The sequence below is a fragment of the Corynebacterium appendicis CIP 107643 genome (genome assembly GCF_030408415.1).
Lineage (GTDB): Bacteria > Actinomycetota > Actinomycetes > Mycobacteriales > Mycobacteriaceae > Corynebacterium > Corynebacterium appendicis.
In genome coordinates, this window is record NZ_CP046976.1 from 758,276 (window position 1) to 772,679 (window position 14,404).

The window sequence follows — 14,404 nt, forward strand, 5'->3', positions numbered from 1 at the left end:
ATGGGAATCGAGACGCTGACGGTGCTCGCGCAGCAGATGAATAAGGATGCGCCGGTGGGCCCGGAATTCGGGAAGGCGGAGCCGATTGGTGCGCTGATCGTGGTGAGCATGATGGCCGTCATCCTGCTCATCGGGTGGGCGTTCCACCGTCGCTATTCGCGCTTCAACCGCAGGAAGCGCTTTGCGGAGGAGCGCGGACTGGACGTGTTCGACGAGAAGGCCGTCGACGAAGCGATGGAAGCAGAGGGCCTTCTGGACCGCCGTAAGAAGTCTTTCTTCTAGCGTCCCGCCAACAGCAACCCCGCTTGAGACCTCAGCCTGAACGGGCCGTGCGGAGTAAGCTTGTGCGCGTGATTATGCTCGACCGTCTCTTGTACCCGCTCTACGAGAATCGGCTGAAGCGCGAGCTTCTCGGCGATCGAGTGAGCCGCCCCAAGCACATCGCCGTCATGGCGGACGGGAACCGCCGCTGGGCCCGCGAGGCGGGCTTCACCGATATCTCCCACGGGCACCGCGTGGGCGCGGCGAAGATCGGGGAGTTGGTGCAGTGGTCGGCGGAGATGGGGGTCGACGTCGTCACGATTTATCTACTGTCCACGGAGAACCTGTCGCGCACACCGGAGGAAGTGCAGCTGCTCTACGACATCATTTCCGGGGTCGTCGACGAGCTGTCGGGTGACGAGTACGAGGCGCGCATCCGCCTCGTCGGGCACCTCAACCTCCTGCCGGAGAAAGTGGCCAACCGCATGCGCTCCGCGGCGGCGGCGACGGAGGACAAGGACGGCATCGTCGTCAATATTGCGGTGGGCTACGGCGGGCGCCAAGAAATTGTGGATGCCGTGCAGAACTTCATCACAGCCAAGGTCGCCGAGGGAATCCCCGCAGAGCAGCTTGCCGACGAAGTCTCCGTCGAGTCCCTCTCCGCCCACCTCTACACCTCCGGCCAGCCCGACCCGGATCTGGTGATCCGCACTTCTGGTGAGCAGCGCCTTTCCGGGTTTCTGCTGTGGCAGTCAGCGTATTCGGAGATCTGGTTCACCGACACGTACTGGCCGGCCTTCCGCAAGATCGACTTCCTGCGTGCGTTGCGTGACTTCTCCCAGCGGTCGCGCCGCTTCGGCAAATAAGGGCCGCGCGGGACGCAGAACGCGGGAAGCAGGACGGGGGAAGCAGAACCGCGCGGGAATTGAATCGCGCGGGATTCAGGCAGCGACAAGCAAGGCGCGCGGAAGCGAAGCGCACAGGAATTGGGGAGCGGGGGAGCGCGGGCGTCGATAAGCGTGCTTTTAAAGCTTTCGCATGCGCACACGCTGGACCGAATGGTCTGCGGCTTTGGACAGGACGAGTGACGCGCGCACACGCGTGGGCTGAATATTCTCGACGAGGTTCGGCAGGTTGATTGTCTGCCAAATGCGGCGGGCCTCGGCGGCGGCCGCCTCGTCGGTGAGGTCGGCGAAGCGCGCGAAGTGGGCGCCCGGCTCGCGGAACGCCGTGTTCTTCAGCTTGATGAAGCGGTCGATGTACCACTTCTCGATGTCCGTCGTCCTCGCGTCCACGTACACCGAAAAATCGAACAAGTCGGACACCATCAGCGTCGGGCCGGTCTGGAGGACATTGAGGCCCTCGAGAATGAGAATGTCCGGGTGGTCCACGACCTGGTACTCGCCCGGAATGATGTCGTACGCGTCGTGCGAATAAAGCGGCGCTTTCACATTGTCGCGCCCCGCCTTGACCTCCGTGACGAAACGCAGCAGGTCGCGCCGGTTGTAGGATTCCGGAAAGCCTTTGCGCGACATCAGGTTCCGCTCGCGCAACTCGGCGGCGGGCAGGAGGAAACCGTCGGTGGTCACGAGATCCACACGCGGGTGCGAATCCCACCGTTGCAACAGCGCCTGCAGGACGCGGGCCGTCGTCGACTTGCCCACCGCGACGGACCCCGCGATGCCGATGATGAACGGCACATGCCCCGGATTCTCCCCTAAGAATGTCTCCGTGACCGCGGTGAGCTTCTGGCGTGCGCGGATCTGCAGGTGAATGAGACGCGACAACGGCAGGTAGATATCCGCGACCTCTTGCAGATCCATGCTCTCGCCGATGCCGCGGAGCTGTTCCAGGTCGTCTTCGTCGATCACCTGGGGCATTGTCGCGCGGCGCTGACTCCACGCGTCGCGCGGGAAATCCAGGTAGGGGCTCGGGTCTGCGGGTCGCGGCATGGCCACCATTGTTGCACTCGCTGGCGCAAACTTTGCCTTATGGGGCGTGTTGTGTGCCGGGTAGTGCATACTGGCGGGGAACTGCCGTACGGAAAGGAATCCCGGAACATGACTGATGATCTCCGCTACCAAGACCTCGCGTCGCTCGACCCGGATGTCTACGAGCAGATTCTCGGGGAGGTGTCCCGCCAGCGCAACACCCTCGAGATGATCGCGTCGGAGAACTTCGTGCCGCGCGCCGTGTTGCAGGCGCAGGGCTCGGTGCTGACTAATAAGTACGCCGAGGGCTACCCGGGGCGCCGCTACTACGGCGGCTGCGAGAACGTCGACGTCATCGAGGACATCGCGCGCGACCGCGCGAAGGCGCTTTTCGACGCCGAGTACGCCAACGTCCAGCCCCACTCCGGCGCCCAGGCGAACGCCGCCGTCCTCCACGCCCTGATCAAGCCGGGCGACACCATCATGGGTCTGTCGCTGGCGCACGGCGGGCACCTGACGCACGGCATGAAGATCAATTTCTCCGGTCGCCTGTACAACGTCGTGGCGTACGAGGTCGACCCGGAGACCATGCTCATCGACATGGACAAGGTCCGCGAGCAGGCCCTGGAGCACCGCCCGAAGGTGATCATCGCCGGCTGGTCGGCGTACCCGCGCACCGTGGACTTCGCGGCGTTCCGCGCGATCGCCGACGAGGTGGGCGCGTACCTGTGGACCGATATGGCGCACTTCGCGGGCCTCGTCGCCGCTGGGCTGCACCCGTCGCCGGTGCCGCACTCGGATGTCGTGTCCACCACGATCCACAAGACGCTGGGCGGCCCGCGTTCCGGCATGATCCTGGCGAAGCAGGACTACGCCAAGGCGCTCAACTCCGCCGTTTTCCCCGGCCAGCAGGGCGGCCCACTCATGCACGTCGTCGCGGCTAAGGCGACCGCGCTCAAGATCGCCGGCACCGAAGAGTTCAAGGACCGCCAGCAGCGGACCCTCAAGGGCGCGCGCATCCTGGCTGAGCGCCTCACCGCGTCCGACTGCAAAGAAGTCGGCGTCGACGTGCTCACCGGCGGCACCGACGTGCACCTCGTGCTCGCCGACCTGCGCAACTCGGAGCTCGACGGCCAGCAGGCCGAGGACCTGCTCCACGAAGTGGGCATCACCGTCAACCGCAATGCCGTGCCGAACGACCCGCGTCCGCCGATGGTCACCTCCGGCCTGCGCATCGGCACCTCAGCCCTGGCGACCCGCGGATTCGACGCTGCAGCGTTCACTGAGACCGCAGACATCATCGGCACCGCGCTCGCCCAGGGGAAGAATGCGGATGTGGAGGGGCTGAAGGGGCGCGTCGATAAGCTTGCCGCCGAGTACCCCCTCTACCCGGGCCTCGAAGACTGGAAGCTGCTCTAAGCGTCCCGCTCCTCGGCGTGCACGCGGCGCGCCTCGGAGAGCCACGCCGGCTGATCGCTCAGCAGCTCCTTGATCTCCTGGGTGGTCAGCGGCTTATCCATGCCGTTCTTCTTGAGTGCCGTAATGGAAATGCCTAGCTTGCGCGCCACCTCCGGCCGCGGGTGCGGGCCGTTCGCGCGCAGCTCTGTGAGCCACTCTGGCGGGTTGTCCTGCAGCTCGCGCAGCTCGGCGTGCGTGACGCCGCCGTCCTGGAACTCCTGCGGGGTCGCCGGCAGGTAAATGCCGAGCTTTTTCGCTGCTGTCGCGGGCTTCATCGCTGTGCTTGACGGCTGTTCGCTCATGCCCAAACGGTAGCATCGGGGCATGCTTCGCCTCGCCTTCGTCACCGGAACCGAACCCGGAAAATGGTTCGCGCGCTACCGCGACACCACCGACCACGGCCTCGAGGCGGTCCCAAGCGACGACCCATACGCATCGCTTATCGACGACACCGCCCACCTCGCCCTCCTCCGCCTCCCCGACCCCCGCATCGGCGAACCGGGGGAGCAGTTCCACCAAGTGCGGCTGTACACCGAAAAACCCGGTGTCGCCGTGCCGAAAGACTCCGTCTACGCCGAGGTCGGCGAAGCTGTTCGCCCTTCCGACCTCGCTGACGAGCACGTCAACTACCGGTTTGTTCCCGGCTCCGGCTCCGGCGCGGGTGTGGGGACGAGTGAGGGGGCGGACGCGGCTACGGACTCCGCCTCTGCTCACGTTGCGCCTTTCGGCTCCGACATCGACGAATTGCGAGCCGCGCTCCAGGTCGTCGCCGCGAACGTCGGGGTCGCGTACGCGCCCGCGCCGTTGCTCAAGGTCTTGTCGAAGAAGCAGGTCGTCGTGCTTGGACTCCGCGGAACCGGCGGGGGCGCGGCCGGGGCGGTGGAAGAGAGCCAAGAAGCAGCCGGGGCGGTCGAGGTGGAGGAAGCTCAGGGGGCGGAGACGGAGATCGCGCTCGTGTGGAAGGTCGAAAAAGACTCGGAGGCGATCCAGGATTTCGTCGGGGTGGCTAAGGGGAGGACGAGGAACTCTTCGAGGGGGAGGGGGACGTCGAAAAGCGGGCGAAGCCGATCGAAATCAAACCGTTATAATAAGAGCGAAACTGGTGCGCAGCGCAAGGGGTTCTCTGGAAATCGCCCCAAAAGAGGGGGGCGCAGGCGACGTCGATGACGCCGAGTTTGCATAATGGTGAACGGACAACATTAGAAATTGCTTACGAAAGGATACTGAGTTTATGAACCGCAAGTTTGGCGCAACTGTCGCAGCACTGGCACTGTCCGCAGGCCTCGTCGCCTGCTCCGACGGTGAGGGCGACGTCGACGAAGTCGAGGCCACCGAAACCAACACCGTGACCTCCGCTGCTGAGGACACTGCTGCCGAGGACACCGCTACCGAGGACGCAGACGCTTCCGACGCTGAAGGCGCTGGCGCCGAGGGTGACACCACCGAGCTGACCACCCAGGACGGCGAGAAGGTCGTCGTTCCGTCCGCGGCTGCCAACGCTACGGAAGAGCTGGGACTGGGCAACTGGGGCGAGCCGATCGCAGCTGAGACCAACGATGACGGCGCGACCCTGATCGAGTACGACGCAGACAAGAACATCGTCTACTCCGAGGAGACGGGTGCTGTCCCGCTGGTGGGCGAGATCGCTAATACCTGGAAGAAGGAAGGCGGCCTGAACAGCGAGGTCGGCCTGCCGACCAAGGCCGAGGATAAGCGCGACGACAACAACGGCTGGATCCAGGACTTCCAGAACGGCACCATCGAGTGGTTTGAGGAGAACGGCGAGTTCGGCCCCAAGATCAACTAACTAGCTGCGCCGACCGGAGCGATGAGGTTTAACGGAAGTTAACCTTACATCGATGTAATTTACACTTTGCCCCCCTAGTGTGGCGGGTGTCAGGCACCGCGAAGAACGGTGCTGGCTACCACCAACCGCACTAGGGGAGCAAGTTCATGTTTGACCCTTCTGTTAGCAATATCGACACCGCCGACGCTCGGATGGAAAGCATCGGCCACAATCCCGAACAACTCACCTCACCCACCGCACTGAAAACGTACGTGCTGGACACGTCGGTTCTTCTGTCCGACCCGTGGGCGTTGAGAAAGTTCGCGGAGCACAGCGTTGTCCTCCCGCTCGTGGTCGTCACAGAACTCGAGCAGAAACGTCATCACCCAGAGCTTGGCTGGTTCGCCCGCCAAGCTCTTCGTTTTTTGGAGGACATGCGCGCCGACTACGACCGGCTGGATGAGCCGATGCCGGTCAATGTCGACGGCGGCACTGTCCGTGTCGAGTTGAACCACCAGGACCAGTCCAATCTGCCGGTCGCTCTCCGCGGCCCGGAGAACGACAACCGGATCCTCGCCTGCGCCTACAACTTCATGCAGGAGGGCAAGGACACGGTTCTGGTGACCAAGGATGTGCCGCTTCGCGTGAAGGCAGGTGCTGTCGGTCTGGTGGCGCAGGAGTACCGTGCCCAGGACGTCGTGCTGACGGGTTACACGGGCATGGCTGAGCTCGAGGTTTCCGGGGAAGAGATCAACGAGCTGTACGCGACGGGGTTCGCGGCGATCAACACGGGCGATCTGCCGGTGCACTGCGGGTTGACGCTGAACGCAGGTTCGCAGTCGGCCCTCGCGCGCGTGGCACCGAGCGGAGGGGTCAAGCTCGTCCGCGGCGACGCCGACGCGTTCGGTTTGTCCGGCCGGAGCGCTGAGCAGCGGGTTGCGCTCGATCTGCTTCTCGACGACACGGTCGGCATCGTCTCCATTGGCGGCCGCGCCGGCACCGGTAAGTCGGCGCTTGCCCTGTGCGCTGGTCTGGAGTCGGTGTTGGAGCGCGGGGAGCACAAGCGCATCATTGTCTTCCGCCCGCTGTATGCGGTGGGCGGCCAGAACTTGGGTTATCTGCCGGGCGACGAGATGGAGAAGATGAATCCGTGGTCGCAGGCGGTCTACGACACGTTGGAGGGCGTCGTGTCGGATAATGTGCTCGACGAAGTCGCCTCCCGCGATCTGCTCGAGGTGCTGCCGCTGACGCACATCCGCGGGCGCAGCCTGCATGACGCGTTCGTGATCGTGGATGAGGCGCAGTCGCTGGAGCGCAATGTCCTGCTGACGGTCCTGTCGCGCCTCGGCCGCGGCTCGCGCGTGGTGCTCACGCACGATGTCGCGCAGCGCGACAACCTGCGGGTGGGGCGCCATGACGGTGTGCAGGCGGTGATCGAGAAGCTGAAGGGACAGGATCTCTTCGCGCACGTCACGTTGACGCGTTCGGAGCGTTCGCCGATCGCGGAGCTGGTCACAGACCTGCTCGAGGACCACGCCTAGGGGCCCTGAGATGCACGCTGCGCAGCCAATTCACAGGTAGGGGAGGGCGGTTGTACGATGGTCGCCATGTCGAATCGCGATTTCACGATCCGCCCGATCCGCCCTGAGGATTATCCGCAGGTCCGCGAGATCTACGAGTCGGGCTTGGGAACAGGCCATGCTTCGTACGAGACGGAGGGGCCGACGTGGGCGAAATTTGCCACAAACAAAATCATCGAGACCGTGTTCGTCGCTGTCGAACCTGACGACGACGACAAGGTTCTCGGCTGGGTCGCCGCCGCCCAGGCCTCCACGCGTTCGGTCTTTCACGGCGTGGTGGAGGACTCGATCTACACTCACGAGGATGCGCGCGGCCGCGGCGTGTCCGGCGCTTTGCTGGACAAGCTCATCGAGACCTGCAAAGCGCTGAATAAGTGGGCCATCCACTCGTGGATTTTCCCGGAGAACGAAGGGTCGGCGGGGCTGCATGTCTCGCGCGGCTTCGTCAAGGTGGGCACCTACCACCAGATGGCGAAGATGACGTACGGCGAGCTCGCCGGCACGTGGCGCGACACGGATATTTACGAGCTGCTGCTGCCGAAGCCAGGCAAGAAGCCGGCGGCAGGGGATGCGGACGCGGACGTCTAAAAAACGCTTTTCGCTTATCGGCGTCCCGTCTGCCCCACTACTTCCTATTCAACCGTTTCTTTCAGCGTGTCCTCGTGCACTGGCACAAGCAGCAGTGCTGCTGCCACGACAAGCGGGATGAGCAGGAGGAAAATGGGGGTCAAACCGTCGTTGTAGCTGGAGGCGATGGCGTCGTGAAGCGGCTGTGGCAAATGGTTGACGGTGCCGGGCGTCATCGACTGAGCGGCACCTCCGTCGAAGGCTTCGGCGTATTTCGCGCCTTCCGGGCCGAGCGCTTTGAGCGCGTCCGGGAGGCGTTCTTCCATGTTGTTTTGCATGTTGTGGATGAACACGGTGCCCACGATCGACGCGCCGACGGACATGCCGATCTGGCGGAAGAAGTTGTTCGCGGCGGTCGCGGTGCCCACGACGGAGATCGGGAACGAGTTCTGCACGATGAGAATCAGAACCTGCATGACCATGCCCAGGCCGAAGCCGTAAATGAAGATGTACGAGCCGAGTGTCCAGAGCCCGGTGTCAACGGTGAGGCGGGAGAGCAGGAAGCAGCCGACGGCGACGATGATCAGGCCCACGATCGGGAACGCCTTGTAGTGCCCGGTGCGAGTGATCAGGGCGCCGATGCCGATGGAGGTGATGATCATGCCGCCGACCATCGGGATCATCATGAGACCCGCCTCGGTCGGGGTCATGGAGTGGACCATCTGCAGGTAGGTCGGCAGGTACGCCATCACGCCCGTCATGGAGATGCCCAGCACGACGCTGGCAGCGGTGGTCAGCGCCATATTGCGGTTGCGGAACAGGTGCATCGGTACGAGTGGATCCTTCGCGCGAAGCTCCACGACGACGAAGATCGCCGCCGCGACAGCCGACGTGACCAGCAAGCCGATGATGCGGGCGGAACCCCAAGGGTACTGCAGCCCGCCCCAGGTGGTGGCGAGAATGAGTGTGGAGGTGGACACCGCCATCAGCGTTGCGCCGAGCCAGTCGAACCGGAAGCCGTCGCGGTTGCCCTTGGACAGGTCGAGAACGATCGAGGCGACGGTCATCGCGAGCAGGCCCAGCGGGATATTCATCCACAGACCCCAGCGCCATCCGGGGCCGTCGGTGAACCAGCCGCCGAGCACAGGGCCGAGCACGGAGGAGATGCCGAACACGGCGCCCATGACGCCCATGTACTTGCCGCGTTCGCGGGCCGGCACGACCTCGGCGATGATGGCCTGCGAGTTGATCATCATGCCGCCGGCGCCGAAGCCTTGGACGGCGCGGCCGATGATGAGCAGCGTCATCGTGTTGGCGAACCCGCCGAGGATGGAGCCGATCACGAAGAAGGCGATGCCGGAGATGTAGAACCATTTGCGGCCGAGGCCGTCGCCAAGCTTGCCGTAGATGGGCAGTGCGATGGTCATGGTGACCATGAACGCGGAGATGACCCAGCTCATGTGCTCGACGCCGCCGAGCTCACCGACGATGGTGGGAAGCGCCGACGAGAAGATCATTTGGCCGAGCGAGCTCATCAGCATGGTGATGATGAGCGCGGAGAAGACGAGCCCGACGTTGGGGCTTTTCTGCTGGGTATCTGCCATTCGAGCCTCCGTGCAGTGTAATTATTTAATGCGGCCTGCAACATTACTCCCGGTGTGGGAAAGCGCAATATCGCGCTTGTCGACGCAGCGTGCAGACCGAAAAGCCCCAGCGCGCCAGAATTTCTCCCGCGGCGGGGAGGTCATTTCCAGCGAGCTGGGGCGGGAAGGGGAGCGGCTAGCTCGGTGCTAGTTTCCTTGCAACTTTCCGCTAGTTGCGGTCGGTGTTAGCCATGTCGAGGACGTTGAGGCGGCGGTCCAGCTCTTCCTCGGTCAGATCGTCGCCGATGAAGCCGAGGTCGATGACGGTCTGGCGGATCGTCTTGCCTTCCTTGAGGGCGGTCTTAGCCACCTTCGCGGCGTTCTCGTAGCCGATGGCGGAGTTCAGCGGGGTCACGATGGACGGGGAGGACTCCGCGAGGGTCTGCATGCGTCCGACGTTGGGCTCGATGCCGTCGACAAGCTTGGTGGCGAACTGGCGTGCCGTGTTTGCGAGAAGGCGGGCGGACTCGAGGACGTTGCGGGCCATGACCGGGATGAACACGTTGAGCTCGAACTGGCCCTGCGTGCCGGAGAACGCGACGGCGGCGTCGTTGCCGATGACCTGGGCGGAGACCTGGGTCGCGGTCTCGCACAGGACCGGGTTGACCTTGCCCGGCATAATGGAAGAGCCCGGCTGGAGGTCCGGCAGGTGGATCTCGGCGAAGCCGGTCAGCGGGCCGGAACCCATGAGGCGGATGTCGTTGGCGATCTTGTACAGGGAGACGGCGACGGTGCGCATCGCGCCGGAGAATTCGACGAGGCCGTCGCGGTTGGCCTGCGCCTCGAAGTGGTTGCCGGCTTCGGTGAGCTCGTTGATGCCGGTGAGGCTCTTGAGCTCTTCGGTGACCTTCGCGCCGAAGTCGGCCGGGGTGTTAAGACCGGTGCCCGCGGCGGTGCCGCCGATCGGCAGCTCGCCCAAGCGCTCGAGGGTGGACTCGACGCGGGCGATGCCGAGCTCGATCTGGCGTGCGTAGCCGGAGAACTCCTGGCCGAGTGTGACCGGGACTGCGTCCATGAGGTGGGTGCGGCCGGACTTGACCACGGACTTCCACTCCTCGGCCTTCTTCTCCAGCGACTCCTGGAGGACCTTCAAGCCCGGGATGAGGTCGTTGACTGCGGCCTCGGTAGCGGCGACGTGCGTCGCGGTCGGGAACGTGTCGTTGGAGGACTGGCCCATGTTCACGTCGTCGTTGGGGTGGACCTCGACGCCGTTTTCCTTCGCGATCGACGCGATGACCTCGTTCGTGTTCATGTTGGACGACGTGCCGGAGCCGGTCTGGAACACGTCGATCGGGAACTCAGCATCGTGCTTGCCGTCGGCGATTTCTTTCGCGGCGGCGACGATGGCGTCGGCTTTGGCTGCGTCGAGGGCGCCGGAGGACTTGTTCACCGTCGCGCACGCAGCCTTGAGAAGGCCGAGCGCGCGGATCTGCTGGGTCTCGAGGCCCCGGCCGGAGATGGGGAAGTTCTCCACCGCACGCTGGGTCTGCGCGCGCCATAGAGCCTGCGCGGGGACCTTCACTTCACCCATGGTGTCGTGCTCGATGCGGTATTCCTGATCAGCCATAATCATCCTTTGCGTGAGTCGCGTGCACGTCGCGGAGCGCGCAGTGAAATGCGGCGGATCCGCGCGTGCCTTTCCACCCGTGATTATGCCCCAACCGGAGGTGATCGGGCGCATAAATGCCCGAATGGTGCCCCCGCTTTGAGGGGGCTGTGCCGGAGGTGCCGCTAGTTGGCCGGGCCGGAGTAGTCGATCGCGGAGTACTCGCGCAGTTTAGTCAGCTTATGGCGGGACTCGACGAGGCGGACGGTGCCGGACTTGGAGCGCATCGCCAGGGAGCGGGTGGTGGCGCCGTCGGCGCGGTAGGACACGCCGCGGAGCATGTCGCCGTTGGTGACGCCGGTCGCGGCGAAGAAGCAGTTGTTGGAGCTGACCAGGTCGTTGATGCCCAGCACACGGTCGAGGTCGTGGCCGGCGGCGAGGACCTTCTCGCGCTCTTCGTCGGACTGGGGCGCGAGCATGCCCTGGATTTCGCCGTCGAGGCACTTCAGGGCGCAGGCGGTGATGACGCCTTCGGGCGTGCCGCCGATGCCCATGGCGATGTCGATGGAGTTGTTGTTGCGTGCCGCGGCGATGGCGCCGGCGACATCGCCGTCCATGATGAAGCGGACCTTCGCGCCAGCCTCCCGGATATCGGCGACGAGCTGCGAGTGGCGTGGGCGGTCGAGGACCACAACGGTGACATCGCGCGTGTCGATGCCCTTGGCCTTGGCCACGACCTGGATGTTGTGCGACACCGGTGCGGTGATGTCAATCTTGCCTGCGGACTCGGGGCCGACGGCGATCTTGTTCATGTAGAACGCGTCGGTCGGGTCGTACATGGTGCCGCGCTCGGCGGCGGCGATAACGGAGATGGAGTTCGGGCGGCCTTCCGCCATGAGGCGGGTGCCGTCGACCGGGTCGACAGCGATGTCGAGAGGAGCACCCTGGCCGTTTCCGACGTTCTCGCCGTTGAAGAGCATCGGCGCTTCGTCCTTTTCGCCCTCGCCGATGACGATGACACCGTCCATGGTGACGGAGTTGATCATCTTGCGCATCGCGTCGACTGCGGCGCCGTCGCCCTCGTTCTTCTTGCCGCGGCCGACCCACCGGCCGGAGGCGAGCGCCGCCGCTTCTGTCACGCGAACGAGTTCCATCGCGAGGTTGCGGTCCGGTGCTTCGACGGAGTTGGACATTGTGTGCGCCTCCTGGGCAGTGAATGGGGGGGTAGTCCTACGGTGAGATTCGTTGAAATAATGTCACCTTTGTGTCCATTGTGGCACCTTTGGGTGCCCGGTATGTCTGGTTTCTCACCTGATCGGGGGCGCTCGACGTATTTCGGGAGTGGTGCTGCGGCGTGCCATACTGTCAGGCGTGGCTAAGGAGAAACCCCGGATTTTCCAGGACGGCAAGGACATGACGATCAATGTCATCGTCATTGTCTTGTTGATGGTCGGCGCGGTCGGCTTCACCGGCATGTGCAGTTTCAGTCCGGGACGCCCGGAGAACGGGCCTGTCCAGGAGGTCGACGGCGCGACGTTCATGGGCATGGAAGCCCGCGCGGTGAATTTCCCGGTGCGTTTCCCGCAGATGCCGGAAGGCTGGGTGAATAACTCGGCGCGCCGTTCCACGATCGGGGAGGCGCCGGCACCGGTCGTGGGCTGGGTGACACCGCAGGAGGGGTACGTGCAGATCACGCAGACGGACGCGGACGTCGACACGGCGGTTGAGCGCGTCGATTCCGCGCCGCGCGAGAAAACAGGCACGCAGCTTATCGACGACTCCCATGAAGCCACCGTCTACTCCTCCCCCGAGGAAGACATCCGCGACCTGTGGGTCGTCGACTTAGGCGATGTGCGTCTGCTGGTGAAAGGCGAAGCCGGTGAGGACGAGTTCCGTGAGCTGCTCGCCACCGCTATCAACACGGAGCCGCTGCCGCACGAGGTCGCGCCGCAGGAAGAAGCCGGAGTAGAAGCCCCGGCCGGGTCTTAGTCCTCTTCGCTGGCGTCGGCTGCGGCTTCAGCTTTTGTGGAGCCGAGGGCGGCTTCGACGCGCTGCTGGGCGCCGTCGAGAAGCACTTCGCAGCGTTTGGCGAGAGCCTCGCCGCGCTCCCAGTACTTGAGTGATTCGTCGAGGCTCATTTGGCCGAGCTCGAGGATCTTGACGGTCTCGATGAGCTCGTCGCGTGCCTGCTCGTAGGTGAGCGTGGCCGGGTCGGGAAATGCCTCGTCGCCGGGGGTGCCTTGTCCGAAGGTGTTGTCTGCCATTGTGTTCTCCTCGATGTCTGCTTGATGTGTGCGGTCACTCGGCGGGTGTGGTGGACATGCCGGCGGCGGTGATGGAGCCGTCGCCGACGCGGATGCGGAGCTGGGAGCCGGGCGGCGCCTGGTCGATGCTGGTGACCACCTGGGCCTCGGTACCGTCGCGCGGCTGGACTTGGACGACGGCGTAGCCGCGGGCCAGGGTGGCCGAGGGGCCGAGCGCTGAGACCTGGGCGCGCAACGCGCGGACCTCGGCGGATTCGGTGCTGATCAGCCGGGTGATGTCGCGGCGGATGGATACGCGGGACCGGTCGAGCTCCTCGCGGCGCTGGGTGATCGGGGTCAGCGGATTCGCCATGACGGGGCGGGAGCGGATCTGGCGCAGGCCCTCGCGTTCGCGGTGCACCCAGCCGCGTAGGGCGGCGGCCGTGCGGGAGCGGGCCTCGGCGATGAGCTCGAGCTCGGCGGCGACATCGGGCACGACGCGCTTGGCGGCGTCTGTCGGGGTGGCGGCGCGCAAGTCGGCGACATTGTCCAGCACCGGGTTGTCGGGTTCGTGGCCGATGGCGGAGACCACGGGAGTCTGGGCCGCGGCGACCGCGCGCTGGAGGACTTCCTCGGAAAAGGGGAGCAGGTCCTCGACGGAACCGCCGCCGCGGGCGATGATGATGACGTCGACGGCCGGGTCGGCATCGAGAAGCTTGAGCGCGTCGACGACCTCCGGGACGGCGTTGGCTCCCTGAACTGCTGTGTTGATGACCCGGAAGTCGACGGCGGGCCACCGGTCCTTGGCCACGGACAGCACGTCGCGCTCGGCGGCGGAGCCGCGGCCGGTGATCAGTCCCACGCGATTCGGCAGGTAGGGCAGGCGGTGCTTGCGGGAGACGTCGAAAAGCCCCTCTGCGGAGAGCATTTTGCGCAGCTGCTCGATCTTGGCCAACAGTTCGCCTTCGCCCACCTGGCGGATCTCGGTGACCCACATCGAGAACGACCCGCGCCCGGCGTAGAACGCGGGCTTGCCGCGCACGACGACGTGGTCGCCGTCTTTGAGCGGCGTCGGCATGCTGCGCAACAGCTCCGTCGACGCGGTGAGCTGCAAACTCATCTGTTCCTGCGTGTCGCGGAGTGTCAGATATGACAGCTTCCACGTCGGTTTCATGTTCACCTGGGTGAGCTGCCCTTCGATCCACAGCCAGCCCAGCCGCTCAATCCACTGCTTGACCGTCTGGTTGACCTTGGAGACCGACCACGGAGTCTCTGGCGTACTCGCCTGCGGCCCTCCCACCTGTTGTCCTGCCATCGACTTGCGCCCCCTTTCTTCTGCGATCCGATGCTGCTCGAGCAAGCCAGCTTACCTTTTAGACTGCCTTTCCA

At 64.8% G+C, this 14,404-nt stretch carries 15 protein-coding genes; 8 read left to right on the forward strand and 7 right to left on the reverse strand.

The window, feature by feature from the left end; genetic code table 11:
• On the forward strand, nucleotides 1-282 hold the full coding sequence (locus CAPP_RS03875) for a hypothetical protein (protein ID WP_076599706.1): 282 nt from the start codon (nucleotides 1-3) through the stop codon (nucleotides 280-282).
• Between the two features lie 68 nt (nucleotides 283-350).
• A complete protein-coding gene (locus CAPP_RS03880; RefSeq protein ID WP_076599722.1) occupies nucleotides 351-1,127 on the forward strand; it encodes an isoprenyl transferase in 777 nt (258 codons plus the stop codon).
• Between the two features lie 159 nt (nucleotides 1,128-1,286).
• Here CAPP_RS03880 and coaA read toward each other — a convergent pair whose 3' ends face one another.
• Nucleotides 1,287-2,213: a type I pantothenate kinase gene (gene coaA, locus CAPP_RS03885; RefSeq protein WP_076599721.1), complete on the reverse strand. Its 927-nt coding sequence runs from the start codon at nucleotides 2,211-2,213 to the stop codon at nucleotides 1,287-1,289.
• Nucleotides 2,214-2,321: 108 nt separating this feature from the next.
• On the opposite strand from coaA, the gene glyA reads away from it, so the two are divergent.
• Nucleotides 2,322-3,611: a serine hydroxymethyltransferase gene (gene glyA, locus CAPP_RS03890; RefSeq protein WP_076599705.1), complete on the forward strand. Its 1,290-nt coding sequence runs from the start codon at nucleotides 2,322-2,324 to the stop codon at nucleotides 3,609-3,611.
• On the opposite strand, the gene CAPP_RS03895 is transcribed toward glyA, so the two are convergent.
• On the reverse strand, nucleotides 3,608-3,952 hold the full coding sequence (locus tag CAPP_RS03895) for a DUF5997 family protein (protein WP_076599704.1): 345 nt from the start codon (nucleotides 3,950-3,952) through the stop codon (nucleotides 3,608-3,610). The two genes, glyA and CAPP_RS03895, sit on opposite strands and share 4 nt — an antisense overlap.
• 22 nt (nucleotides 3,953-3,974) lie before the next feature.
• Here CAPP_RS03895 and CAPP_RS03900 point away from each other — a divergent pair, with 22 nt between their 5' ends.
• The 4 genes from CAPP_RS03900 (at nucleotide 3,975) to CAPP_RS03915 (ending at nucleotide 7,604) form a co-directional block, all read left to right on the forward strand.
• A complete protein-coding gene (locus CAPP_RS03900) occupies nucleotides 3,975-4,817 on the forward strand; it encodes a LysR substrate-binding domain-containing protein (RefSeq protein ID WP_076599703.1) in 843 nt (280 codons plus the stop codon).
• 64 nt (nucleotides 4,818-4,881) lie between these two features.
• Nucleotides 4,882-5,457 carry an LGFP repeat-containing protein gene (locus tag CAPP_RS03905; protein ID WP_076599702.1) on the forward strand — a complete coding sequence of 192 codons (576 nt, stop codon included), beginning with the start codon at nucleotides 4,882-4,884 and terminating at the stop codon, nucleotides 5,455-5,457.
• 191 nt (nucleotides 5,458-5,648) lie between these two features.
• Nucleotides 5,649-6,977 carry an RNA 5'-3' helicase PhoH2 gene (gene phoH2, locus CAPP_RS03910; RefSeq protein WP_076599701.1) on the forward strand — a complete coding sequence of 443 codons (1,329 nt, stop codon included), beginning with the start codon at nucleotides 5,649-5,651 and terminating at the stop codon, nucleotides 6,975-6,977.
• A gap of 66 nt (nucleotides 6,978-7,043) precedes the next feature.
• Nucleotides 7,044-7,604: a GNAT family N-acetyltransferase gene (locus CAPP_RS03915; protein WP_076599720.1), complete on the forward strand. Its 561-nt coding sequence runs from the start codon at nucleotides 7,044-7,046 to the stop codon at nucleotides 7,602-7,604.
• Nucleotides 7,605-7,648: 44 nt separating this feature from the next.
• On the opposite strand, the gene CAPP_RS03920 is transcribed toward CAPP_RS03915, so the two are convergent.
• The 3 genes from CAPP_RS03920 to glpX all read right to left on the reverse strand — a co-directional run bounded on the left by CAPP_RS03920 (nucleotide 7,649) and on the right by glpX (nucleotide 11,965).
• Entirely contained in the window at nucleotides 7,649-9,187 is a 1,539-nt protein-coding gene (locus tag CAPP_RS03920; protein ID WP_076599700.1) for an MDR family MFS transporter, read from the reverse strand.
• Between the two features lie 208 nt (nucleotides 9,188-9,395).
• Nucleotides 9,396-10,793: a class II fumarate hydratase gene (locus CAPP_RS03925; protein WP_076599699.1), complete on the reverse strand. Its 1,398-nt coding sequence runs from the start codon at nucleotides 10,791-10,793 to the stop codon at nucleotides 9,396-9,398.
• Nucleotides 10,794-10,957: 164 nt separating this feature from the next.
• Nucleotides 10,958-11,965: a class II fructose-bisphosphatase gene (gene glpX / locus CAPP_RS03930; RefSeq protein ID WP_076599698.1), complete on the reverse strand. Its 1,008-nt coding sequence runs from the start codon at nucleotides 11,963-11,965 to the stop codon at nucleotides 10,958-10,960.
• A gap of 178 nt (nucleotides 11,966-12,143) precedes the next feature.
• Here glpX and CAPP_RS03935 point away from each other — a divergent pair, with 178 nt between their 5' ends.
• A complete protein-coding gene (locus CAPP_RS03935) occupies nucleotides 12,144-12,761 on the forward strand; it encodes a DUF4245 domain-containing protein (protein ID WP_076599697.1) in 618 nt (205 codons plus the stop codon).
• Here the strand turns inward: CAPP_RS03935 and CAPP_RS03940 are convergent.
• Complete coding sequence (locus tag CAPP_RS03940) at nucleotides 12,758-13,036, reverse strand: exodeoxyribonuclease VII small subunit (RefSeq protein WP_076599696.1); 279 nt, start codon at nucleotides 13,034-13,036, stop codon at nucleotides 12,758-12,760. The genes CAPP_RS03935 and CAPP_RS03940 overlap by 4 nt on opposite strands.
• 34 nt (nucleotides 13,037-13,070) lie before the next feature.
• Nucleotides 13,071-14,330, reverse strand: a complete 1,260-nt coding sequence (gene xseA / locus CAPP_RS03945; RefSeq protein ID WP_076599695.1) for an exodeoxyribonuclease VII large subunit — start codon at nucleotides 14,328-14,330, stop codon at nucleotides 13,071-13,073.
• Between the last annotated feature and the right edge of the window lie 74 nt (nucleotides 14,331-14,404).